Source organism: Shouchella phoenicis, from assembly GCF_047238345.1.
In the GTDB taxonomy this organism is placed as follows: domain Bacteria; phylum Bacillota; class Bacilli; order Bacillales; family Bacillaceae_D; genus Shouchella.
This window is the reverse complement of the sequence record NZ_JBDFMQ010000001.1, coordinates 3,810,332-3,832,197: the sequence shown is the minus strand read 5'-3', so window position 1 is coordinate 3,832,197 and position 21,866 is coordinate 3,810,332. Positions and strand designations below refer to the sequence as shown.

Here is a 21,866-nt window from a genome sequence, read left to right as displayed (position 1 = left end):
CGTTACTACTATAGAAGGGGTATACACTATGAGTGATCTTCTAAATGATCGGACTCCACCGCAGAATATTGAAGCCGAACAAGCCGTTCTTGGCTCTATCTTAATAGAAGAAAATGCATTAACTACGGCGAGCGAACGGCTCCTTCCTCAAGACTTTTATCGAGCAAGTCATCAGCGAATTTATGAAGCCATGCTGGATATTAGTGAAAAAGGTGATCCTGTTGATTTAGTGACATTGACTGCTGAGCTCCAAGGAAGGCAATGGCTGGATGATGTTGGTGGTGTTCCATATTTAACAGATATTGCTGAAACTGTTCCAACAGCGACCAACGTTGATTATTACAGCCGAATTGTAGAGGAGAAATCGCTCCTTCGTCGTTTAATTCGTGCAGCTTCTGATATTGTTAAAGATGGCTATGCAAGTGAAGATGAAGTAGGTGCCATACTGGACCATGCTGAAAAAACGATTCTTGAAGTAGCTCAGCAGAAAAACTCTACAAACTTCGTACAAATTAAAGATGTTTTACTTGAAACGTACGATCAAATAGAAGTATTGCAACAATCACGCGGAGATATTACAGGAATTGCAACAGGATTCTCTGAGCTAGATACAATGACAGCGGGTTTTCAGCGAAATGACTTAATTATCGTTGCCGCACGTCCTTCTGTCGGGAAAACCGCATTTGCATTAAATATCGCTCAGAATGTGGCAACAAAAACAGAAGAGAATGTGGCCATATTTTCATTGGAGATGGGGGCGAGTCAGCTTGTTACACGGATGTTGTGTGCAGAAGGCAATATTGACGCCCAGCGAATGCGGACAGGCGCGCTAGAAGAAGAGGATTGGCATAAACTATCCATGGCAATGGGTTCTTTATCAAAAGCAGGTATTTACATTGATGATACACCGGGAGTGAAAGTCGGTGAGATCCGTGCCAAGTGTCGCCGATTGAAGCAAGAGAGTGGCCTTGGAATGATTCTAATTGACTATTTACAGCTGATTCAAGGAAACGGTAGAGGTGGTGAAAATCGCCAACAGGAAGTATCGGAGATTTCACGAACATTAAAGGCAATCGCACGTGAGCTTGAAGTGCCTGTTATTGCCCTGTCACAGCTTTCTCGAGGTGTAGAGTCACGACAAGATAAGCGACCAATGATGTCCGATATTCGTGAATCAGGGAGTATTGAGCAAGATGCAGATATTGTTGCGTTCCTCTATCGTGATGATTACTACGATAAAGAAACGGAAAATAAAAATACCATTGAGATTATCATCGCTAAACAACGGAATGGTCCAGTGGGAACGGTTGAGCTTGCGTTCGTTAAAGAATACAACAAATTCGTGAATCTAGATCGAAGACACGATGAAAGCGATATGCCACCAATGTAATAAGACTTTTAAACGAATGATAATAATAATAAATCTATAAATGTTCGGATTTAATTGACGCTCATGGATGGAACTGCTATACTTACAATGGTTTTTAATGAGCGTGGAGGTGTTGACATGTCTTCAGTTGTTGTTGTAGGAACACAATGGGGCGATGAAGGTAAAGGGAAAATTACGGATTATTTATCCGAAAAAGCCGAGGTTGTTGCTCGTTATCAAGGTGGGAACAATGCAGGACATACAATTGTTTTCGGTGGAAAGAAGTATAAGCTTCACTTAATTCCTTCAGGTATTTTTTATAAAGATAAAACATGTGTAATTGGAAATGGCATGGTGATTGATCCAAAGGCGCTTGTAGAGGAACTTGCTTATTTGCATGAGCGAGATGTCGATACGAGTAACTTACGTATTTCAAATCGCGCGCATGTGATTTTACCTTATCATATAAAATTAGATGTAGTAGAGGAAGAACGCAAAGGTGCAAATAAGATCGGGACCACGAAAAAAGGAATTGGTCCAGCTTATATGGATAAAGCAGCACGAATTGGTATTCGTATTGCTGATTTGCTAGAAAAAGATACGTTTGCAAGCAAAGTCGCATCTGTTCTTAAAGAGAAAAACCGCTTATTTGAAAAGTATTATGAAACAGAAGGATTTTCTGCTGATGAGATCGTTGAAGAATACTTTGAATATGGACAGCAAATTGCGAAGTACGTTGTTGATACATCGGTTGTTTTAAATGACGCTCTTGACGAAGGACGTCGTGTTCTTTTTGAAGGTGCACAAGGCGTTATGCTTGATATCGATCAAGGAACCTATCCGTTTGTTACGTCTTCAAATCCAATTGCCGGCGGTGTTACAATCGGTTCTGGCGTAGGTCCTTCTAAAATTCATCATGTGGTAGGTGTCTCTAAAGCGTACACAACTCGAGTAGGTGATGGACCATTCCCTACTGAGCTCCATGATGAAATTGGTGACCAAATCCGTGAAGTTGGAAGAGAATACGGAACAACTACCGGACGTGCAAGACGTGTTGGCTGGTTTGACAGTGTTGTTGTGCGTCATGCAAGACGTGTAAGTGGCATTACTGATCTTTCATTAAACTCAATTGACGTATTAACAGGGATTAAAACGTTGAAAATTTGTACAAGCTATCAGTACAAGGGTGAAGTGATGGAAGAGTTCCCTGCAAGTTTAAATGTTTTAGCAGAATGTGAACCGGTCTATGAAGAACTTCCTGGTTGGGAAGAAGATATTACCGGTGCAAAAACATTGGAAGATCTGCCTGAAAATGCACGTCATTATATTGAGCGTGTAAGTCAATTAACAGGAATTCCATTAACCGTTTTTTCTGTTGGCCCAGATCGAAATCAAACGAATACGGTTCGTGGTGTATTTGCATAATTGAACGTGTGGAAAACGTAAGGAAAAGCTTGCGTTTTCCCTTTAATTTCAGTATGCTTAAGACTGACTTTCGTGGTCAAACAAGTTTTTTTAAAAAAGTTTTTAAAAAGTGTTGCGCAGATGATTTATGTATGATATTATAAATCTTGTCGTCGAGAGGATATGACGAAACACGGCTTGCTTATTGCACCGTCTGCTCAGTTTTAATATTTGAGCCATTAGCTCAGTTGGTAGAGCATCTGACTTTTAATCAGAGGGTCGAAGGTTCGAATCCTTCATGGCTCACCATTTCTACAGTGGCCCGTTGGTCAAGCGGTTAAGACACCGCCCTTTCACGGCGGTAACACGGGTTCGAATCCCGTACGGGTCACTTTTATATAAATACATACACAAATGGTCCGGTAGTTCAGTTGGTTAGAATGCCTGCCTGTCACGCAGGAGGTCGCGGGTTCGAGTCCCGTCCGGACCGCCATTTTTTCTTAGTAATTTTTAAAATAATCATGATGTTATAGTAAGGCTCAGTAGCTCAGTTGGTAGAGCAACGGACTGAAAATCCGTGTGTCGGCGGTTCGATTCCGTCCTGAGCCACCACTTGCCGGTCTAGCTCAATTGGTAGAGCAACTGACTTGTAATCAGTAGGTTGGGGGTTCAAGTCCTCTGGCCGGCATCGAAAGAACTTTATGTGTATGCATAAAGTTCTTTTTGTTTTTGATAGATATGTTAAACTAGTACGAGGGACATATTATTCCCCAGGCAATTTTTTTGTGGAAAAACATCAGCAGGCGCTGGTGTTTTGTTTAAGTAAACAGTTCTTATACGTGATGATTTAAGATTGATTTACGTTTCAGGAGGAAAAAATAATGGATAAATATATATTAGTTGTAGATGATGAGAAACCAATTGCAGATATATTGAAATTTAACTTGGAAAAAGAAGGATTTAGCGTTGATTGTGCATATGATGGAAATGAAGCATTGGAAAAAGTGAACGAGCGTAAACCAGATTTAATGCTACTGGATATTATGCTTCCCTATAAGGATGGAATGGAAGTATGTCGCGAAGTGCGGAAGCAATACGATTTACCGATTATTATGCTCACTGCAAAAGACTCAGAAATTGATAAAGTTCTAGGTTTAGAGCTAGGCGCGGATGACTATGTAACGAAACCGTTTAGTACACGCGAACTATTAGCGCGAGTAAAAGCAAATTTAAGAAGGCAGCAAGCCGCAGCGGAAGATACTGGCTCGTCTTCAAAAGAAATGCATATTGGCGATCTATCAATTCATCCAGACGCCTATCAAGTTCGTAAACGTGGAGAGGCGGTTGACTTAACGCATAGGGAGTTTGAGTTGATTCATTATCTTGGAAAGCATCTTGGACAAGTCATGACCCGTGAGCATTTATTACAAGCGGTATGGGGCTATGATTACTTTGGTGACGTGCGTACAGTCGATGTAACGGTAAGACGGTTAAGAGAGAAAGTTGAAGATAATCCAAGCTATCCTACGTGGATTATGACCCGCCGAGGTGTCGGGTACTTCCTTGCGTCGCAGGATAATCAGGAGTAATGGTGTAAATGGATCGAAACGTAGGTTTCTTCAAATCGATACGGTTTAAGCTCATTATTATCTACATGCTTCTTATTGTACTGGCCATGCAAATTGTTGGTTTTTATTTCTCAAATTCACTTGAGAGAAGCTTAATGGATAACTATGAAACGGTAATTAGTGACCGGGTTAATTTATTGACCGTGAGCGCGGCAAGAGAATTAATTGACGAGGATTCAGACACACAGGAAAATTTAAATACACTTTTAAACGAAACATTTCCGCAGACAGACGATAATATTCGGTTTGGGAAAGCACAAATTATCGGAAATGATTTTGTTTTGCTAGCTAGCTCTGATCCAAGTGATCAAAGTAGAATTGGGCAATTAACAGAACAAACTATTGTAAGAAGAGCGATTACTGGTGGTTCGTCCCTAAGCGATCAACGAATTAACGAACAGAACCAAGAGCGCTATTTTGTTAAAGCCCAGCCAATCCGTCCGAATGAGGATTTTTCGAGTGCTTCTATTGATGGAGAAAGCCCTGAAGCAAGTGAAATTCAAGGTGCTGTCTATGTAGAAGCGTCAATAGAAGAAGTGACAGATCAAGCGCAGTCTATTAACCAAATTTTTATTGTCGCATCAACGATTGCTTTGTTAATTACGTTTTTCGTCATTATTTTAGTAGCGCGGACAATTACGGCACCAATCCTTGATATGAGAAGACAAGCTTTACGGATGGGGCACGGGGACTTTTCTAGACAAGTAAAAGTGTATGGATCAGATGAGCTTGGTCAGCTAGCGATGTCATTTAACGAGTTGACGAATAAGCTCCACGATACGACTTTAATGAGAGACCGTGAGCAGAAGCGGCTTCGTTCTGTTCTTGCGCACATGACGGATGGGGTAGTAGCGACCGACCAAAGTGGTTTAATTATTCTAATGAACCGACGAGCTGAAGAATTGCTAGGCATTTCGCTGAAACACGTACTTAGGCAACCGATTATTGAAGTTTTAAATATGGATGAAACGCAAAGTATTTATGATCTTTACGAGAAGAATGAGTCGGTATTGCTAGACTTTAGTTATGGCGATAAGCTTGTTTTATTAGAGGCAAATTTTTCAGCGATTCAAGAAGATGAAGGTCCTATGAATGGCCTCATTACAGTTCTTCATGATGTTACGGAAAAAGAGAAGATTGAAGGGGAACGTCGTGAGTTCGTGGCGAATGTATCCCATGAGCTAAGAACACCTTTGACTACGATGAAGAGTTATCTTGAAGCGTTAGCGGATGGAGCTATAGAAGACAAAGAAATTGCACCGCATTTCCTAAACGTCACCCAAAAAGAAACAGATCGAATGATTCGTTTAGTGAATGATTTGCTGCAGCTATCACGAATTGATTCACAAGATTACGAGATGGATTTACAATGGGTTGAATTAGGTTCGTTTTTACACAGTATCATCGAACGATTTGAAATGATTGTGAAAGATAAAGATATTGAATTTCATCGTCATATTGTGAAGCAGCCTACGTTTGCAAAAATCGATGAAGATAAGTTGACACAAGTTCTAGACAATATTGTGTCTAATGCGATTAAGTATTCTCCAGAAGGCGGAAATGTGACGATTACGCTTCTGCATCAAGGAAATAAAGCAAGAATAAGCATTTCTGATGAAGGAATGGGAATTCCGGCTGAATCGCAGGATAAGATTTTTGAACGGTTTTATCGAGTAGATAAAGCAAGAGCACGTAATGTTGGCGGGACTGGACTTGGTCTAGCGATCGCAAAAGAATATGTGCTTGCCCACGAAGGAGAAATTTGGGTTAATAGTGAATACAATGAAGGAACGACCATCTATATAACATTGCCTTATTCAACGTTTAAAGGAGGTAAAGTGTGAAATACGAACAGTTTAAAACTGTCACTTTAGTTGCTTTAATTTGCTTAAGTTTGTTTTTTACTTATCAATTATGGACGTATCAACCAAGTATGCAAGCACTAGAAAGTGAATCTGATGTAAGTGAAAGTTATGCGAATTCCATGATAGGTGAAGAGCGAGCAGTGACAGAGCTTATTCAGCCAAGTTCAATGATTCTACACAAAGATGAACAGGGATATGCATTAATGAATCGTGTAGATAATCGATTTGAAGAGACACTGGGGAGCTTAAGAAGTCACGGATTAGAGCATGCCATATCAGCCGATCCTGTCCAGACAAGTGCACAAGGTATTGAGTTGCGTTTCCCTGATGAGATCCCACTTCAATCGCTTCTCGCCTTTTTTGATGAAGACTATGATCAAATGAATACGAATCGAGAAGTCGATCGCTTGCTCATTTATGTAGCTGAGGATGAGCATGTTAATTTAACCTTTGCGTCAACGGAAAAAGAAGATTTCATGTCGATGCGTTCGTCAATGCCAGCGAGCGAACTGAAAAATTTAATTTACGCGAATGACACAGAGGCAGAGTTAGAAACTGAAGTCGTCAAAGAAAACGACTCTGATTATTTATTGCTCCGAAATGATATTTACGTTCCGACAGAGAAGCAAGTTGTGCGTTTATATGATTATACGCTTAACATGGATAGTGACATGCCCATGTTGATTAACCAACGTTTATTTAGTGGAACGGATGTGCCAAGAGCGAATCAATTAAATGGAGAATATTTATTTACGGACGGAAGTCGAACCGTGACTCATGATAGTACGATATCGTATTTAAATTACTCGTATCCGTATTCTACAGATAGCCAAGAAGAGAGCAGCCGCCATATTTTAGAAGTTGGACAGGAATTTATTAACGCAACTGGTGGCTGGACGGATCAATATGCAGTTGATCAAATAAATAAAAAAGATTCGACCGGTCAAATTGAATTTCGTTTACATGTGAATCATCTTCCTGTTCATGAGCATCGTTTAACAACGGCAAGTAGCGATCAAGATCGAATGAAAATGTACATTACCCGTGCAGGGACACAAGTGATAAGCATGGGTCGACCATTATTCCAACTCCAAGATTCATATACGCATCAAGAGAGAGAAGTCTCTTCAGGTGTAGATGCAGTGGAATTGTTGAAAAGTAGCTCATCGGTTCTTTGGGAAGACGTTAAAGATGTTCGTTTAGGCTATAAAGCAACAATGACCAGTAGAAATCGAGCTGAGTTAAGTCCTGCGTGGTTTTATAAAGCAAATGGAGATTGGAAACCAATTGAAAAACCGGACGAGGAGTTACCAGGATGAATTGGAATCGAACCAAATCGATTTTTATTGTCGTTTTTCTCCTGTTGAATGTCTTTTTAGGTTGGCAGTTTGTTGATCGTGTGATGGAAGGTCAGCTTCAAAGTATTGAGCAAGCCCCTGAAATCGTTGAACGATTAAATGACAACAATATTACGTTGCCTGATGGGAATGTAAATACATCAGATGCGCGAGGCGTTGTGTTAGAGGGTTCTAGAACCAGTTTTACAAGCGAAGAAATTGAACAACTTGAAGATGAAGGACATTCAGTAGAAGCGCAAGGGCAAACGCCTAATGAAATTCGAGTTGAACTGAGTGAGCCAATAGATATTCATTCAGCACTGAGTACAAGTACAGATGAAGGATTCGCCCCTTTTCTTGCGGAGAACGTTTTATATAGTGATCAATACGTGTTCTCAAAAAGAGAGGACGATTTGTTACACTTCAATCAAACGTATAATCAGGTTGACACATTCATTGATAATGACGAAGCACTTACATTAGAGTTAAATGATGATGATGAAGTGGTTGCCTATGAGCAACAGCGCTATAGCTTTGACGAGAACCGAGATGAGCGAGATATTATTCCATATATGGACGCGTTAAGAGTACTATTGGATAACCACTATCTATCTATGAATAATAGTGTCGAAAAAATTGAGTTTGGCTACTATAGCCTATCAGATCAAACTCCACGCTTTTTCTCACCGATGTGGGCTGTAACGGTTGATCGGTCAAGTGCAGATGCAGAAGAGAAAGATATGCGCGTCTACCTCGTAAATGCATTGCTGCTAGAGCAACATCAATGGTATCCGGACGAGTCACAATCAGATGATGAGATTGACGATGAGTTAAATACAGATGAGTAATGAACGATCCTCATGATGAGGGAGTGGATAATCAAGGAGGACTGAAGATGGCTATGCGTTTCAGTGTACTTGCGAGCGGAAGTACCGGAAATGCGATGTATGTAGAAACACCATCGCAAAGAATTTTAGTTGATGCAGGTTTAACTGGGAAAAAAATGGACGAGCTTTTTAAAAAGATTGACCGTGATCCTAAGCAGATTGATGCCTTACTTGTGACCCATGAACATAGCGATCATATAAAAGGTGTGGGGATTTTTGCGCGAAAGCACAATCTCCCCATTTACGCCAATGAAAAAACGTGGAACGTCATGGAGAAGCAGCTTGGTCAGTTAACGACCGATCAGAAATTCCACTTTAATCAAGAAACGGTTAAACAATTTGGGGACCTTGAAATTGAATCTTTTGGTGTGTCGCATGATGCAGTTGACCCCATGTTTTATTGTTTCCGACATGAGGGAAGAAAGCTTGTGATTGCAACAGATATGGGCTATGTTAGCGAGCGGATTAAAAAAACCATTGTTGGTGCAAATGCTTATGTGTTTGAATCCAATCATGATTTAAACATGCTACGTGTTGGTAGATATCCATGGAACGTAAAAAGACGAATTTTAAGTGATATGGGCCATGTCTCCAATGAGGATGCAGCACTGGCACTTCATGACGTGGTCGGCGATACAAAAAGCCATGTTTACCTAGCGCATCTAAGCTTAGATAATAACATGAAGGATCTGGCGCGAATGACGGTGAAACAAGTATTGGAGCAAGAAGGGCATCAAGTCGGAAGCTCAATCCATCTTCATGATACCGACCCTTATTCCCCCACCGCATTATCTGTGGTTTAAAAGCTGAGAAAAACGTAAATAAATAGGTAGTAGACCTGTAAAATTTGTTTTTTTCTCATGATTGGTCTCTCTTTCTAAATAATTGTTTAAAGAACTACAAAAATCATTTAAATCATTGCTCTAACCTAGAACAATGAATCTAAATGGGTATAATGTAGGAAAATGAGTAGAGACATGGAAGGGGTTAAGGTAATGGGCTATTACGATGGAAATGATTCTCGTTATAAAGAACCTAAGCAAGGAGCGAGCAATGGAAAAGTCGCTGGTTTATCTGCTTTTGGTGGAGCAATTATCGGTGCAGTACTTGTATTAGTTGCATCTCCGTTATTGTCTAATCTAGCTTTATTTGATGATAGTGTTGAAGATTCAGGAGAAACAACAGCTGCTGAACCACAAACAGAGCAAGCGGATTCTAATGTCATTAATTTAGATGTAAATTCGGCTACAACAGATATTGTTAACGAGGTTTCCGATGCCGTAGTTGGCGTGATTAACTTGCAACAAACCGATTTGTTTGGTGAGAGCGATGCAAGTGAGAGCGGAACAGGTTCCGGCGTTATTTATAAGTCTGAGGGTGACTCAGCCCATATCGTGACGAACCAACACGTGATTGACGGTGCATCTGAAGTTGAAGTTGCGTTAACAGATGGAACAAGAGTGGAAGCTGAAGTGATTGGAGAAGACGAATTAACGGATTTAGCTGTTCTACGCATTAGCTCGGAACATGTTGATACCGTTGCATCATTCGGGGATTCTGATTCACTAAGCGTGGGAGAACCTGCCATTGCAATCGGAAATCCATTAGGACTTGAATTTGCTGGTAGTGTGACACAAGGAATTATAAGTGCAACAGAAAGAAGCATTCCAATTGATACGACCGGAAACGGTCAAGCAGATTGGAACGCAGAAGTATTACAAACAGATGCAGCGATTAATCCTGGTAACAGCGGTGGTGCATTAATTAATATAAATGGTGAAGTCATTGGCATTAACTCAATGAAGATCTCTGGAATTGCAGAGGGGTTAGGCTTTGCGATTCCAGCGGCAATTGTTCAGCCTGTAATTGAAGAACTAGAAACAACTGGGGAAGTTCGTAGACCCTCATTAGGCATTACCTTACGAAACTTGAATGAGCTACCAACAGCCGCACTTCAAGAATCCCTCGGACTACCTGAAGATGTAACAGAAGGGATTCTCGTAGTGAACGTTGCTGGAGGAAGCCCAGCTGCAAATGCAGGTATTCAAGAGCAAGATGTCATCGTAGGCATCGATGGTGAAGACATTACAAATGCACAAGATTTAAGACATATGCTGTATCGAGAAAATTCAATTGGCGATACAATTTCTGTTACGCTGTATCGAGGTGGAACGGAAGAAACGGTAGATGTAACATTAAACGAACAACCAGACCTTTAAGTATCTGAAGGATCTCTTTCAACAAGAAAGAGGTTCTTTTTTTTGTGAGAAGCCTTTGGTCTGTGGATAACATAATGGTATACTTGGAAAATGAGAAATGGAAGGACGTGCATGATGATAGCAGCGTGTGAAGAACATATAGAACTAGCATTAGATGTGGCTGTGGATGAATGGGAAGCAGCACCAATCGTTGAAACAGCAAAAGAGGTAGTCACTTGCCAATTCTGTGAGCAACAAGCAATATACACAGTTACGAAATAATCAGATACTCACACTGTTGATATGTGGATAACTTATGTGGATAAGGTGATTCTTGTTGCAAAAACAGTTATACACATGCGGATAAACCGAAAGCGGAAGGACGTTATTCACAAGTGAACATTAGCATCATTACCGTAGGGAAACTAAAAGAAAAATACTTACGAGCAGGAATAGATGAATATAAGAAGCGACTAAGCGCATATGCGAAGATTCAAGAGATTGAAGTGGCAGACGAAAAAGCACCTGAAAATTTGAGCGAAGAAGATATGAATATTGTCAAAAAGAAAGAAGGCGACCGCATCCTCGCAAAACTAAGTTCAGATACCTATGTGATTGCGCTAGCAATCGAAGGAAAAATGAAAACGAGTGAGCAGCTAGCAAAATCGATTGAACAGCTAGGTACGTATGGAAAAAGCAAAATTGCTTTTATTATAGGAGGGTCGCTCGGACTTTCTGATGATGTCTATGTCCGTGCGGATGAGTTGCTCTCATTTTCAAAAATGACATTTCCTCATCAGTTAATGAAGCTTGTTTTATTGGAGCAGGTATATCGAAGTTTTCGAATTAATAGAGGTGAACCGTACCATAAGTAAATGAGGTTGTGGGGAAGGAAAAGCACAACGCAATGTATTGTGCTTTTTTATATTATAGAGGGCCGTCTATTTTGCTAGTTTTATAAATTTAATAAATAGCACAGGTAGTTCAGAAAACAGTTTAATTCAGTACCGACTATGTTTACTAGATGTATATTCTCTATGCAAAAATAGAGGGATATTAGGGTAAAGGTAATCTGAGGAAATATATGTTCCATTTACACCTTCGCTAATATTTGATAAGAGTAAAAATTTAATTTTTAGCTATGGAAAGGGAAGTGGATGTTTAGATTTCACTTACCGCCATTATAGTAAGGACTCTGTCGTACAGTATGGCCATACTGTGAATCAAATTATCTTTATATACCAATTCTTGACCTATCCTTTATCACGATAATGTGACAAAATAAATGCATAGGAGGGATCACATGTTTGTTCTCATCCGTAACGTAGATGATATTACTCATACTCTTATGAGTGGCAAATATCCAATGCATTTCAATACATTAGATGAAGCTGAATTGATGGCAAAAAAATTGAATGGCATGCTTTTGCGAGAAGTTGATATTTAGAATCATTGGAATATAAAAGAGAAATGCCCCTAACCCTCATTAGGGTTTTTCTATTGCCCTTTTTTACCGCTCAGTTTATGAATACTGATAAGAATAATAACTTATTATAAAAATAAGAACTATCATATAAGTAATTAAATTAACTAATAATTTTAAACAGGTTTTCTCTACCTAACGTACTGACAAGAACATTGGCAACATCTTCTCTTATAATTAGAATGGTCTTTTCGTGTTGTTTGATGTAACTCAATTTTACTTATAGGTCCATCATTGTTCATCGGACCGGGTCTAACAATAGAATAGTTGAGATCGCTTTTTTCAATATAGTGATCAGACATGTTTTTTGCCACGGCATATGGTTTCATTTTTTCACTGTCAATCATCTATATATTAAAAAAGAGCAGAAATTCTTTTTCTTTGGCGTTCAAAAAGATATAACGTATGAAAAAGCGATAGAAGCGGATTTGAAAGAGTCCCAGCAAGAGATTGAGAGTATAGCTTGTCCAATTGTACCCGTTTAACCGTTAATAGGGAAGGTAAATGCAGAGAGCTTTTGTCGCGCATTAACAGTCACAACTAATTAAATTGTGAAAAAAGGTTAAAAACGTTCATTGTAAATTATCAGGTACAACACATATGAACGATTTACTTCCCTATATATAAGAATTGATATGATAATAGTGGATAAAAGCATAAAGTTGCACCCTATGAAAGAATGCAACTCTTTGTGCGACGCGACTAAGCTAAACACTATAAATAACACTCTTTTAAAGGGAAAACAGTTGGATTGTCTTTGCATGACAAACATTAATCCAAAAAAAGCCAGTACAAATGAATATCTATGGAAAATTTTAAAAAGGAAATAGTTTTTTTTTGGTGTAAAAACTATTTTGCTTCATAAATATGTTTTGTTATCCGTCCTAATGGTATTTCATGTTTAACAACAATCTTCTTAAATATCTTAATAAAAATAATAAAGAGTATGAATCCAATCACTGCTCCTAGCGTATTATTAATCAAGTCATTTACATTCACAGTTCTATATGAAAGTCTTGTAAGCATCATATTTAGAAATTGGAGCAGTTCTATTAATAAACTAAGTGAAAAACCTAAGAATATAATTTTTTTAAAATTGACCTTTATTAAAAATCCCAATCCAAATCCAAAAGGATTAAAAAGAAGTATATTTAAAATACCAGCCGGGCTAGTCATTTCATATATGCTTGGCATATAAATTAGATTATATTGAAATATTTCGCTGTAACTCATTAGAAATTCGGAGTTCGTTTCTATGAATATAGGTAATTGGGTAAAACGAAACACATATAGTAAGTAGATGTAAAAAATAGAAAAGAACATTAGGTATGTATAATCTTTGTTTTTTTTCCTTCTTAAATACAGTGCAATTAAAAAACCTATCAATCCAAAAAAATCCACATCGGTATGAATGAAGACGTTATAGCCAAAAAGAAGCACCTCGTAATCTAATAGAGCCACCTAAGTGGCTCTATTAATATTTATCTAGTTGTAAGTGTACCACTTGATACCTTCGTATGACCATCTGCATTAATTGTTGAGGCCTCAATGTAATATGTCCCAGCAGCTTGATTTCCATAACTTCCACTCACAGAAATAGATCTGCTTGTACGAAAGAACCAATTAAAAGAAGTACTTCAATATATCAATAAACATAGTGTAACTGATTTGCATTATCCATTAGCGAACCTAATTGATCTGATTGTAGAACGATTTATGAAAAACATGCATAACTTAAAGAAGGCAGTCGATGACTACCTTAAATCGTTAGTTATTTATTGTCGTTCTCTTCACTTCGCTAAAAGAATTGATGTTAAACTTGTTTTCTTTGGCACAGGTTAATCGTTGGACTTTATTGTCACAATAGTTGTTTAAGTGCATAGAATATAGGACGAATACAAAAGAACCTCCGGCTCTTGCTGAAGGTTTTTTTTTATTAGAGCTGTGGAAACGGCTCAAAATAAAGCGTTACAAAATTCGCTGGCCTGAGAGTTAATTGTGATGATGGCAGTTGCTAAGTGGGGGAGCGTCAGGAAAATACGGATTTACAATGTTGAGCAAAATTAAATATAAAGAAACTTAACCATGTTTATTCGAAATATTCGTAGTACAAAAGCTTGATTAATAAGTTAACCTTTGAGCACTATGTAACGATGTGCGTAACTTATGAAAAGCTTTGCCAGAGAAGGTGTGTAAGCCAACCTAAATAACGAAAGGTTACGATCCAAAAAAACTTCATGTATAATAAATTATTTTGATAAATGCAAAACGTCCTGTACATACAGGACGTTTTATTAATGACAAGTTCTTGTCACATTATTTGATGTTGACAAAATAAAAATTCTAGCATAGGATTATTAAAAAGTTGCACTAAGGAAAAAAAATAAGTTTAGGAAAATTTTTTTAACTGTAGCAAAAAAATAGATGGAGTTGATTTTATGGTTAATGGTATCGCAGTTGAAAATTTATACGTTTCTTACCACGGTAATGAAGCCTTACATGACGTATCTTTTACTACGAATTATGGGTGTATAATCGGAGTGATTGGCCCTAACGGAGCGGGGAAATCAACTTTATTAAAATCTATACTCAATCTCCAAACGATAGACAAGGGCACTATAAAAATTAATGGAAATTCAATTAGTAAAATTCGAAAAAAAATTGCCTATGTTCCTCAGAGAAGTAGTATTGATTGGGATTTTCCAATAACAGTAATAGATACAGTTCTCATGGGCAGTTTCCCAAACTTATCTCTTTTTAGAAGACCACAAAAAGAACATAGACAATGGGCATTAGAATGTTTGAAGCAAGTAAGGATGGAGGACTTTAAAAACCGTCAAATAAGTGAACTATCTGGTGGCCAGCAACAACGAATTTTTGTAGCTAGAGCCTTAGCCCAGAACCCTGATTTATTTTTCCTAGATGAACCCTTTGTAGGTATTGATGTTACAAGTGAGGAACTTATTATAAATATTCTAAGGAAACAACGGGACCTAGGAAAAACTATACTTATTGTTCACCACGATCTGAGTAAAGCTATGGAATATTTTGATGAAGTATTGTTATTAAATAAAGAATTAATTAAATTTGGATCTCCAAGAGAAGTATGTAGACCTGAAGTAATGAAGAAAGCTTATCAAGGTCAATTATCTTTTTTAGAGGGGGCGGAATAGAACGATGGAATTAATTAATTTTTACGAATCTGTTCTACAGTATGAATTTTTACAAAGAGCGCTAATTACGTCTATTATCGTGGGAGTCATTTGTGGAGTTATTGGTTGCTTTATAATCTTAAGAGGAATGTCGCTTATGGGTGATGCAATTTCCCATGCTGTATTACCAGGCGTAGCCATATCCTACATGTTTGGTATTAATATTTTTTATGGAGCAGTACTCACAGGGATGGTAACTGCTTTAGGGATAGGATATATTACTCAAAATAGTCGTATAAAAAGTGATACTTCCATTGGGATAATGTTTACTGCTGCTTTTGCCGTTGGAATTATTGTTATTACGCTTATGCAAAGTAGTTCAGATCTCTATCATATTTTATTTGGAAACGTATTAGCTGTTCCTAGATCTGAAATGTTTATGACATTAATTGTAGCAGTTATTGTATTGGTGACTGTCTATCTATTTTTCAAAGAACTCTTAATTACAACATTTGATCCAACAATGTCAGCTGCATATGGATTGCCAAATAAATTTATTCATTACGTCTTGATGATCTTACTTACTATGTCTACAGTCGCATCATTACAAACCGTTGGAATCGTATTAGTTGTAGCTATGCTAATAACCCCTGCTGCAACTGCTTATCTACTTACAAATAGATTATGGGTAATGATTTACCTTTCAGCGGGTGTTGGAATAATTTCTTCAGTGACAGGATTATATTTTAGTTTTACTTACAACTTAGCATCTGGTCCAACTATTGTTGTTGTGGCAAGTGTACTTTTTGCATTAACTTTCTTTTTATCCCCTAAGCAAGGTCTAATATGGCGGACAATAAGAGCTAGAAAAAAAAGAACAAAATTACTACATTCACATTCCAAAAAACAATCGTAAGGAGGATTTAAGGTGAGAAAAATAACTTTTCTAATAGGTTCCCCAATTATCGCATTTACTCTTGTTGCTTGTGGGGATTCCGGTCAAACGAATGAGTTAGATTTAGGGGACGGTCTAGAAATTATCACAACATACTCTATCATTTATGATATTACACGAAACATAGCTACTGATGATGCTAATATCTATAATTTAGCTCCTATTGGTTCCGATCCACACGAATATGACCCGCTACCAGAGGATGTAAAGAAAATGACGGATGCGGATGTAGTTTTCTATAATGGATTAAATCTTGAAGAAGGTAATAGTTGGTTTGCAAAATTAATTGAGGTAGCTGGTAAAGAAGGGGATAATCAACCTGTTTTTCGTGTAAGTGAAAGAGTTGAACCGATCTATTTAGAAACTCAAGGGTTAGAACAAGAAGAAGATCCACATGCTTGGCTAGATTTACAGAATGGAGTAATTTATGCGGAGAATATTCGTGATGCATTAATAAATATAGACCCTCAAAACGAGGGAATATATATAGAAAATGCTGAGAATTATATAACCGATTTAGAGAACTTACACCAACGTACTTTGGAAGAATTTGCTGCTCTGGATGAAGAAAGTCGACACCTTGTAACAAGCGAAGGAGCTTTTAAATATTTTGCAAAAGCATATGATATTCAAGAAGGATATATATGGGAAATTAACTCGGAAAATCAAGGCTCACCCCAACAGATGAAAAATGCAATTAATTATATTCAAGATAACAATGTACCTGTACTTTTTGTAGAAACGAGTATTGATACACGTAGCATGGAGACTTTATCCAACGAAACAGGTGTTCCAATTTTTGATACAATTTACACTGATTCGTTAGGTAAAGAAGGTACAGATGGTGATACTTATTTAAAGATGATGGAGTTTAATACTAAAAAAATCATAGAAGGGTTAGGTAATTAGCAGTTACCTAACCCTTTCACTTAAAGACCTCTCGCTCAACGCGTGCGGTCTTTTATGTTTTTTAATAAAAAAAGTTGAATAAACGAATAAAGTAATTCTACCTGATATCATTTCCTATGGAAGATTGCTGATTAGAGAAGTACCTGCTTGTTTAAGAACTTGATGATAATAGATTTTTAAGACAAAATTTGTAGTGTTAAAGAGAATAAACACAAGGAAAGCAGAAAGGTGGCTTTTTTTATTTGTTTACTTTTCTAAGATTAAGATAAATAAGACCTTAAAAATTAGATGAACAAGATGAAATGATTTTAAACACCTATTGGTAAAACATAAGTAAAATAGCAACTCCATACTTTTCACAAGAATAGTAGTACTAATAATACTATCACTTATCTAAATCTGAATAATAGTTGCCATACTTGCAATGGTAGTTGATCACACGTCCATTTGGATAGTTTCTGAGGGGACAACTTTGGACAGTGTTTTACACTCTTTCGGTAGATTAGCAGCACCAATTATGTGCTATCTTATTGCTGAAGGTTACTTTCACACATCAAACAATACTAAGTATCTCAAAAGATTATTCATTTCCGCATTGAACTCCACTTTTTCCGTTTGTTTTGTATCTCGGTATTGAATGGTGGCAAGGCACAAGCGTGCTCTGGAATTTATTTATGGGGTTAGTGGCTTTGACAATTAACCAATCTAAATCTATACCATGGTTCTTTAAGCTCTCCCTTATTCTACTGTTGTTTATTGGCCTGAACAGCGGATTTAAATTTTATAGGTGTATTATGGGTATTTAAATTTTAATTATTTAGAAATAATTAAAAACAATAAATGATTGTTTTTACCATTTTCGGTTTGGTGTTTTATATAATACCAGGCTTCAATGATAACGGTTTGGAATCTTTATTTCGTTTAGGAATTCTATTGGTGATTCCATTACTCATTATGTATAACGGTGAAAAAGGTAAAAAATCATTCTTGATGAAATTATCTATAAAGAACAAGTGTATTAATTTAATACTATTTGCAATGTGTTTGTATCTAATAGCTTTAACTGTAATTAACATTTCCCCAGAGAATAAAGTTTTGTTATATGCTTCACATGTCTCATCTAAATAAATAAAAACTTAGAATTAAATCCTGATTTATTAAATTAGAACTTAAGGTATTATGATGGTGAATTTGAGTTACCAATATGGTGCGACTGGATATACCTCCGTTCCGTTGTCATTACATGAGAATTTGCATTAAAATCATATGTTGCAGATCTCATTCAAGAGTGATTTTAAAATAAATAAGATTACCTCTTACACAGAACATCGAATGCCCACGGAAATACATGATTTGAGCGCTAGTTCGGCCGTCTTTACTGAGACAGTTACATCAAAGAGTCAAAATTATAATTACCCCATGATTTTGAAACAGCAATTAGAAAAAATCGTGTTTTTCTAATTGCTGTTTCACCTATGTTTGTTTTCTCATTATAAGTCTACAAATTCTATTTCAATTGTCAAAAAAGTAACATTAAGATTCTCTCTTACATATTGGCGTACTTCTTGTTTCAAGTTTATTTGCTTATAAATGGTAACTTGTTTACTGACAAACAGTTGTACATTCATGCCGTTAATACCAGACGTTAAACTCCAAATGTGCAGATTATCAACATCGATAACTTCATTAAAGTCTTTAAGTCTTAATTTAACTTCGTCAATATTAATTTCTCTTGGGACAGCTTCCATCAAGACATGTAAAGTATCTTTTAATAGTCGAATAGCTGATATTAAAATTAGAATTGCAATTAAAATACTCAATATTGGATCGGCGAGATACCACCCTGTTAGAAGTATTATAATACCTGCTCCTACTGCAACAACAGAACCTAATGTATCACTTAAAACATGCAGGTAGGCGCCCCGCATGTTTAGATTTCCTTTAACGTCACTTTTTACTAACACATATATTGCAGCTAAATTAGCTATTAGCCCAATAAAAGCAATAATAATCATATATCCGCCTAATACGGGTTGAGGATCTGTTATGCGAGCTATTGCTTCTTTGAGAATAAAAAATGATATAACAAGTAAAGCTAAACTATTTAAGACTGATGATAAAATTTCATATCGGTAATTTCCAAAGGTTCTATGTTTAGAAGCGGCTTTTCTGGCAATTATTAAGGCAATTAAGCTAATCCCAAGATTTGCAAAATCATTCAACATATGCACGGCATCTGCAAGTAAAGCCAAACTACCTGTCCATAACCCTCCAATTAGTTGAATAAACATCCAACTCCCAATTATAATCATGGCAATAATTAGGTTCTTTTTATTTGTATGATTTGAAGCATCTTGGTGGCTTTGCATACTACAGTCTCTCCTTAATTACCATTTTAATCATAATAAGTAGTTCATAAAAACCATGCAAACCACAAAGGTGCAAGTACGCTTTTGAATTCGACTGCGGTACACGAAGACTCAGGGAGGAATTGATTGTGATCCTTAACTTCACCGTAAGTGGATTCATCAATATTATTGGTGAATCCAGCAGTATCAAAGCATGCAGCTGAGCTATACAAGTTCAATGTATAATCTATGACGACACGTTCTTCATTTGATGGACCGTCTGTAATGGGAATAATAAATCCTGCTAATACAATAATGATACTTATTAAAACACCAAACATCCATCTATAACGTTTCATATGATCTCCTTTTCTTTAAAAAATATACGAAGTTTCTATAAAAAATGATCTTTCTCGGTTTGTAAATCATCTAGTCTTTTAGCTTCTACAAACGCATGTCCAATTACGGCTGAATAGACTATAATTTGTGCCATTTTCATTGTAACGCCAGCAGTTTGTTGGTCTAAAACAACAATTGATTCAGAATGAAATTCAATAAAAGGGGCGTAAAGCACAGTTGTTGATATAACGAAAAAAGCGACTAAAGGTGTCATAATGACAGCTAAACCAATGACATAAATAATCTTTGCAAAGGGTTGTAAGGTTTGAAACTTAGTTGCAGGTGAGATTACTGGCCACCACATTAGAAAAGCCAATGGAAGGAGTATCAACATCATTAAGAACTGTAAAAAGGAATTTCCATAAATAAAATTAAAAATAATTGGAATGAATTGCAGTACAAATATTAGGTTAAAACCAATGATGGCCAATGTTGGTTTACTCATACGATTTAAAATTGGTTTAACCCATTTATTGGAATAAAGAGGTTTTAAAAGTTGATCGTTTAAACCTGTAAAAATAAGTGGAGGGACAACAAAATACAAAAGTGTTTGTTGCATCGTAAAAACAGAAAAAAACTGGTTTCCGTAAGATCTTATGATGCTGATGTTTGCAATAGCAAAAAACACAATACCGATAATAAAAGCTAACTTCTTTGCAATTGAAAGGTTTTCATGATTTTGAGAATTTTTTAAATAAATAAAGATAACATATAATATGGAACTTACTATGGTTACATCAAGGATTATATTCATTTAGTTCCCCTCTTTTTTTCCTGTATAGTTAAGAGAAAAATCGTGATGAGAGTAAACCCTGTCAGTGCAAGGAATGGAATTGTCACAAAACCAAACCAGTTAATGTATGCAATATTGCAAGGCACGCCTTCTTGACAAGGAGATACAGGGAAGAGAGATGGGAATTTTTGGAGAGCGTAGTGATAAGAAGATGTTGCTATTCCTAGTAGCGATATTGGCAATACATATCTTCTTATCTTTACATCTTTATACAAAATAGATAATCCTAGTATAATAACCAATGGATACATAAGAATTCGTTGATACCAGCACATTTCACAAGGAATAAACTCTCTTATTTCACTAAAATAAAGACTTCCCATAGTGGCAATTAAGGATACTAGCCACGCGAAATAAAGCAAAAATTGGTTTTTCGTTTCTTTTATCATTCCGCATTCTCCAGTTCGGTTGCAATAATTTCTCTAATAATGTCAAGGTCAAAAGGATCTTCAAGTACATTATTGTTAATCATAATTGTAGGAGTGGCAGATACATTAAAAACTTCGACTTGTCGTAAATCAGAATTTAACTCATCTTGAAACGTTGCGCTTTCAATATCCTCTCGCAAACCATCTAGATCTAATTCAAGTTCAACATTATTTGCAACCTCAATAACTTTATCCATTGTAATCCACTCATCGTCATGGTTTGAGGCGGGAGGTTGTTGGGCAAATAATTCATGATGAAATGCCCAGTATTGATCAGGGGTTTTATTCCAAATGGCTTCGCTAGCGAGTGCAGCTAAAGTAGACTCTTCTCCATGAAATGGAGTGTTAATGTATGAATATTGAATTTTCCCTTCGCTTATAAATTCTTCTTCTAATACAGGAAATATGACCTCATCCCAGTATTTACACGATGGGCATTTAAAATCACCAAACTCAACAAGTTGGACAGGTGCTGACGAGTCCCCTAGTGTCGGTTGGTTTGTGATACTAGGGGATTCGAGTTTATCGTTTGCTAAGTCCTCTGCATCATTACTTTGATTAAAAATGATAAACCCAGCAATGATTGAAACAAGAATCGTTCCGCCAAAAACAATTAGAACTAAATTGCTGTTTGTTTTACGTGTATTTTTGCTCATATTTTATGCTCCTTAAGAAATTTTAATTATCCTAAAAGTATTATTAGAATGACGT

The 21,866-nt window shown here is 36.8% G+C and carries 22 protein-coding genes and 5 tRNA genes; 20 read left to right on the top strand and 7 right to left on the bottom strand.

The window, feature by feature from the left end; all coding sequences use genetic code 11:
- Positions 1-28: 28 nt before the first annotated feature.
- The 16 genes from dnaB to ABC361_RS20270 all read left to right on the top strand — a co-directional run bounded on the left by dnaB (position 29) and on the right by ABC361_RS20270 (position 12,135).
- Positions 29-1,390 carry a replicative DNA helicase gene (gene dnaB, locus ABC361_RS20345; RefSeq protein WP_413075642.1) on the top strand — a complete coding sequence of 454 codons (1,362 nt, stop codon included), beginning with the start codon at positions 29-31 and terminating at the stop codon, positions 1,388-1,390.
- A 117-nt stretch (positions 1,391-1,507) separates the two neighbouring features.
- Positions 1,508-2,794 carry an adenylosuccinate synthase gene (locus ABC361_RS20340; RefSeq protein WP_413075641.1) on the top strand — a complete coding sequence of 429 codons (1,287 nt, stop codon included), beginning with the start codon at positions 1,508-1,510 and terminating at the stop codon, positions 2,792-2,794.
- 212 nt (positions 2,795-3,006) lie between these two features.
- A tRNA-Lys gene (locus ABC361_RS20335) sits at positions 3,007-3,082 on the top strand.
- A 10-nt stretch (positions 3,083-3,092) separates the two neighbouring features.
- Positions 3,093-3,164, top strand: a tRNA-Glu gene (locus ABC361_RS20330).
- Between the two features lie 25 nt (positions 3,165-3,189).
- Positions 3,190-3,266 (top strand) — tRNA-Asp (locus ABC361_RS20325).
- A gap of 43 nt (positions 3,267-3,309) precedes the next feature.
- Positions 3,310-3,385 (top strand) — tRNA-Phe (locus ABC361_RS20320).
- A gap of 3 nt (positions 3,386-3,388) precedes the next feature.
- Positions 3,389-3,461 (top strand) — tRNA-Thr (locus ABC361_RS20315).
- Between the two features lie 193 nt (positions 3,462-3,654).
- Entirely contained in the window at positions 3,655-4,362 is a 708-nt protein-coding gene (yycF, locus tag ABC361_RS20310) for a response regulator YycF (RefSeq protein WP_413075640.1), read from the top strand.
- A gap of 8 nt (positions 4,363-4,370) precedes the next feature.
- Positions 4,371-6,245 carry a cell wall metabolism sensor histidine kinase WalK gene (gene walK / locus ABC361_RS20305; RefSeq protein ID WP_413075639.1) on the top strand — a complete coding sequence of 625 codons (1,875 nt, stop codon included), beginning with the start codon at positions 4,371-4,373 and terminating at the stop codon, positions 6,243-6,245.
- A complete protein-coding gene (locus ABC361_RS20300; protein ID WP_413075638.1) occupies positions 6,242-7,585 on the top strand; it encodes a YycH family regulatory protein in 1,344 nt (447 codons plus the stop codon). The genes walK and ABC361_RS20300 overlap by 4 nt, the downstream gene beginning before the upstream one ends.
- Complete coding sequence (locus tag ABC361_RS20295; RefSeq protein ID WP_413075637.1) at positions 7,582-8,451, top strand: two-component system regulatory protein YycI; 870 nt, start codon at positions 7,582-7,584, stop codon at positions 8,449-8,451. The genes ABC361_RS20300 and ABC361_RS20295 overlap by 4 nt, the downstream gene beginning before the upstream one ends.
- A gap of 47 nt (positions 8,452-8,498) precedes the next feature.
- On the top strand, positions 8,499-9,293 hold the full coding sequence (locus tag ABC361_RS20290; protein WP_413075636.1) for an MBL fold metallo-hydrolase: 795 nt from the start codon (positions 8,499-8,501) through the stop codon (positions 9,291-9,293).
- Between the two features lie 192 nt (positions 9,294-9,485).
- Positions 9,486-10,709 (top strand): S1C family serine protease, encoded by a 1,224-nt coding sequence (locus ABC361_RS20285; RefSeq protein ID WP_413075635.1) that lies wholly within the window; start codon positions 9,486-9,488, stop codon positions 10,707-10,709.
- A gap of 111 nt (positions 10,710-10,820) precedes the next feature.
- Positions 10,821-10,970, top strand: a complete 150-nt coding sequence (locus ABC361_RS20280) for a CxxH/CxxC protein (protein WP_413075634.1) — start codon at positions 10,821-10,823, stop codon at positions 10,968-10,970.
- A 113-nt stretch (positions 10,971-11,083) separates the two neighbouring features.
- On the top strand, positions 11,084-11,563 hold the full coding sequence (gene rlmH / locus ABC361_RS20275) for a 23S rRNA (pseudouridine(1915)-N(3))-methyltransferase RlmH (protein WP_413075633.1): 480 nt from the start codon (positions 11,084-11,086) through the stop codon (positions 11,561-11,563).
- 428 nt (positions 11,564-11,991) lie between these two features.
- Complete coding sequence (locus tag ABC361_RS20270; protein ID WP_413075632.1) at positions 11,992-12,135, top strand: hypothetical protein; 144 nt, start codon at positions 11,992-11,994, stop codon at positions 12,133-12,135.
- Between the two features lie 167 nt (positions 12,136-12,302).
- Here the strand turns inward: ABC361_RS20270 and ABC361_RS20265 are convergent, their stop codons facing one another.
- Positions 12,303-12,500: an NAD(P)H-binding protein gene (locus tag ABC361_RS20265; protein WP_413075631.1), complete on the bottom strand. Its 198-nt coding sequence runs from the start codon at positions 12,498-12,500 to the stop codon at positions 12,303-12,305.
- A 520-nt stretch (positions 12,501-13,020) separates the two neighbouring features.
- Positions 13,021-13,494, bottom strand: a complete 474-nt coding sequence (locus tag ABC361_RS20260) for a VanZ family protein (protein WP_413075818.1) — start codon at positions 13,492-13,494, stop codon at positions 13,021-13,023.
- A gap of 1,115 nt (positions 13,495-14,609) precedes the next feature.
- Between ABC361_RS20260 and ABC361_RS20255 the strand changes: the two genes are divergently transcribed.
- The 4 genes from ABC361_RS20255 to ABC361_RS20240 all read left to right on the top strand — a co-directional run bounded on the left by ABC361_RS20255 (position 14,610) and on the right by ABC361_RS20240 (position 17,824).
- Positions 14,610-15,344, top strand: a complete 735-nt coding sequence (locus ABC361_RS20255; RefSeq protein ID WP_413075630.1) for a metal ABC transporter ATP-binding protein — start codon at positions 14,610-14,612, stop codon at positions 15,342-15,344.
- 4 nt (positions 15,345-15,348) lie between these two features.
- A complete protein-coding gene (locus ABC361_RS20250) occupies positions 15,349-16,239 on the top strand; it encodes a metal ABC transporter permease (RefSeq protein WP_413075629.1) in 891 nt (296 codons plus the stop codon).
- Between the two features lie 12 nt (positions 16,240-16,251).
- A complete protein-coding gene (locus tag ABC361_RS20245) occupies positions 16,252-17,187 on the top strand; it encodes a metal ABC transporter solute-binding protein, Zn/Mn family (RefSeq protein WP_413075628.1) in 936 nt (311 codons plus the stop codon).
- 403 nt (positions 17,188-17,590) lie between these two features.
- On the top strand, positions 17,591-17,824 hold the full coding sequence (locus ABC361_RS20240; protein WP_413075817.1) for a TraX family protein: 234 nt from the start codon (positions 17,591-17,593) through the stop codon (positions 17,822-17,824).
- Positions 17,825-18,677: 853 nt separating this feature from the next.
- Here ABC361_RS20240 and ABC361_RS20235 read toward each other — a convergent pair.
- From ABC361_RS20235 to ABC361_RS20215, 5 genes are read right to left on the bottom strand one after another with little or no spacing between them, the layout of a single operon-like run.
- On the bottom strand, positions 18,678-19,556 hold the full coding sequence (locus ABC361_RS20235; RefSeq protein WP_413075627.1) for a cation diffusion facilitator family transporter: 879 nt from the start codon (positions 19,554-19,556) through the stop codon (positions 18,678-18,680).
- 44 nt (positions 19,557-19,600) lie between these two features.
- Positions 19,601-19,894, bottom strand: a complete 294-nt coding sequence (locus ABC361_RS20230; RefSeq protein WP_413075626.1) for a hypothetical protein — start codon at positions 19,892-19,894, stop codon at positions 19,601-19,603.
- A gap of 35 nt (positions 19,895-19,929) precedes the next feature.
- Entirely contained in the window at positions 19,930-20,688 is a 759-nt protein-coding gene (locus ABC361_RS20225; RefSeq protein WP_413075625.1) for a cytochrome c oxidase assembly protein, read from the bottom strand.
- The gene (locus tag ABC361_RS20220) at positions 20,685-21,116 is read right to left on the bottom strand and encodes a disulfide oxidoreductase (protein ID WP_413075624.1); all 432 of its coding nucleotides are present in this window, start codon (positions 21,114-21,116) and stop codon (positions 20,685-20,687) included. Before ABC361_RS20220 ends, ABC361_RS20225 begins: the two co-directional genes overlap by 4 nt.
- Positions 21,113-21,811 (bottom strand): DsbA family protein, encoded by a 699-nt coding sequence (locus ABC361_RS20215; RefSeq protein ID WP_413075623.1) that lies wholly within the window; start codon positions 21,809-21,811, stop codon positions 21,113-21,115. Before ABC361_RS20215 ends, ABC361_RS20220 begins: the two co-directional genes overlap by 4 nt.
- Positions 21,812-21,866 lie beyond the last annotated feature (55 nt).

Bases quoted from the DNA above. Each gene is read 5' to 3' on its own strand.
- dnaB (WP_413075642.1), top strand. From the start codon at position 29: ATGAGTGATCTTCTAAATGATCGGACTCCACCGCAGAATATTGAAGCC.
- ABC361_RS20340 (WP_413075641.1), top strand. From the start codon at position 1,508: ATGTCTTCAGTTGTTGTTGTAGGAACACAATGGGGCGATGAAGGTAAA.
- yycF (WP_413075640.1), top strand. From the start codon at position 3,655: ATGGATAAATATATATTAGTTGTAGATGATGAGAAACCAATTGCAGAT.
- walK (WP_413075639.1), top strand. From the start codon at position 4,371: ATGGATCGAAACGTAGGTTTCTTCAAATCGATACGGTTTAAGCTCATT.
- ABC361_RS20295 (WP_413075637.1), top strand. From the start codon at position 7,582: ATGAATTGGAATCGAACCAAATCGATTTTTATTGTCGTTTTTCTCCTG.
- ABC361_RS20290 (WP_413075636.1), top strand. From the start codon at position 8,499: ATGGCTATGCGTTTCAGTGTACTTGCGAGCGGAAGTACCGGAAATGCG.
- ABC361_RS20285 (WP_413075635.1), top strand. From the start codon at position 9,486: ATGGGCTATTACGATGGAAATGATTCTCGTTATAAAGAACCTAAGCAA.
- ABC361_RS20280 (WP_413075634.1), top strand. From the start codon at position 10,821: ATGATGATAGCAGCGTGTGAAGAACATATAGAACTAGCATTAGATGTG.
- ABC361_RS20270 (WP_413075632.1), top strand. From the start codon at position 11,992: ATGTTTGTTCTCATCCGTAACGTAGATGATATTACTCATACTCTTATG.
- ABC361_RS20265 (WP_413075631.1), bottom strand. From the start codon at position 12,500: ATGAAACCATATGCCGTGGCAAAAAACATGTCTGATCACTATATTGAA.
- ABC361_RS20260 (WP_413075818.1), bottom strand. From the start codon at position 13,494: ATGTTCTTTTCTATTTTTTACATCTACTTACTATATGTGTTTCGTTTT.
- ABC361_RS20255 (WP_413075630.1), top strand. From the start codon at position 14,610: ATGGTTAATGGTATCGCAGTTGAAAATTTATACGTTTCTTACCACGGT.
- ABC361_RS20250 (WP_413075629.1), top strand. From the start codon at position 15,349: ATGGAATTAATTAATTTTTACGAATCTGTTCTACAGTATGAATTTTTA.
- ABC361_RS20235 (WP_413075627.1), bottom strand. From the start codon at position 19,556: ATGCAAAGCCACCAAGATGCTTCAAATCATACAAATAAAAAGAACCTA.
- ABC361_RS20230 (WP_413075626.1), bottom strand. From the start codon at position 19,894: ATGAAACGTTATAGATGGATGTTTGGTGTTTTAATAAGTATCATTATT.
- ABC361_RS20225 (WP_413075625.1), bottom strand. From the start codon at position 20,688: ATGAATATAATCCTTGATGTAACCATAGTAAGTTCCATATTATATGTT.
- ABC361_RS20220 (WP_413075624.1), bottom strand. From the start codon at position 21,116: ATGATAAAAGAAACGAAAAACCAATTTTTGCTTTATTTCGCGTGGCTA.
- ABC361_RS20215 (WP_413075623.1), bottom strand. From the start codon at position 21,811: ATGAGCAAAAATACACGTAAAACAAACAGCAATTTAGTTCTAATTGTT.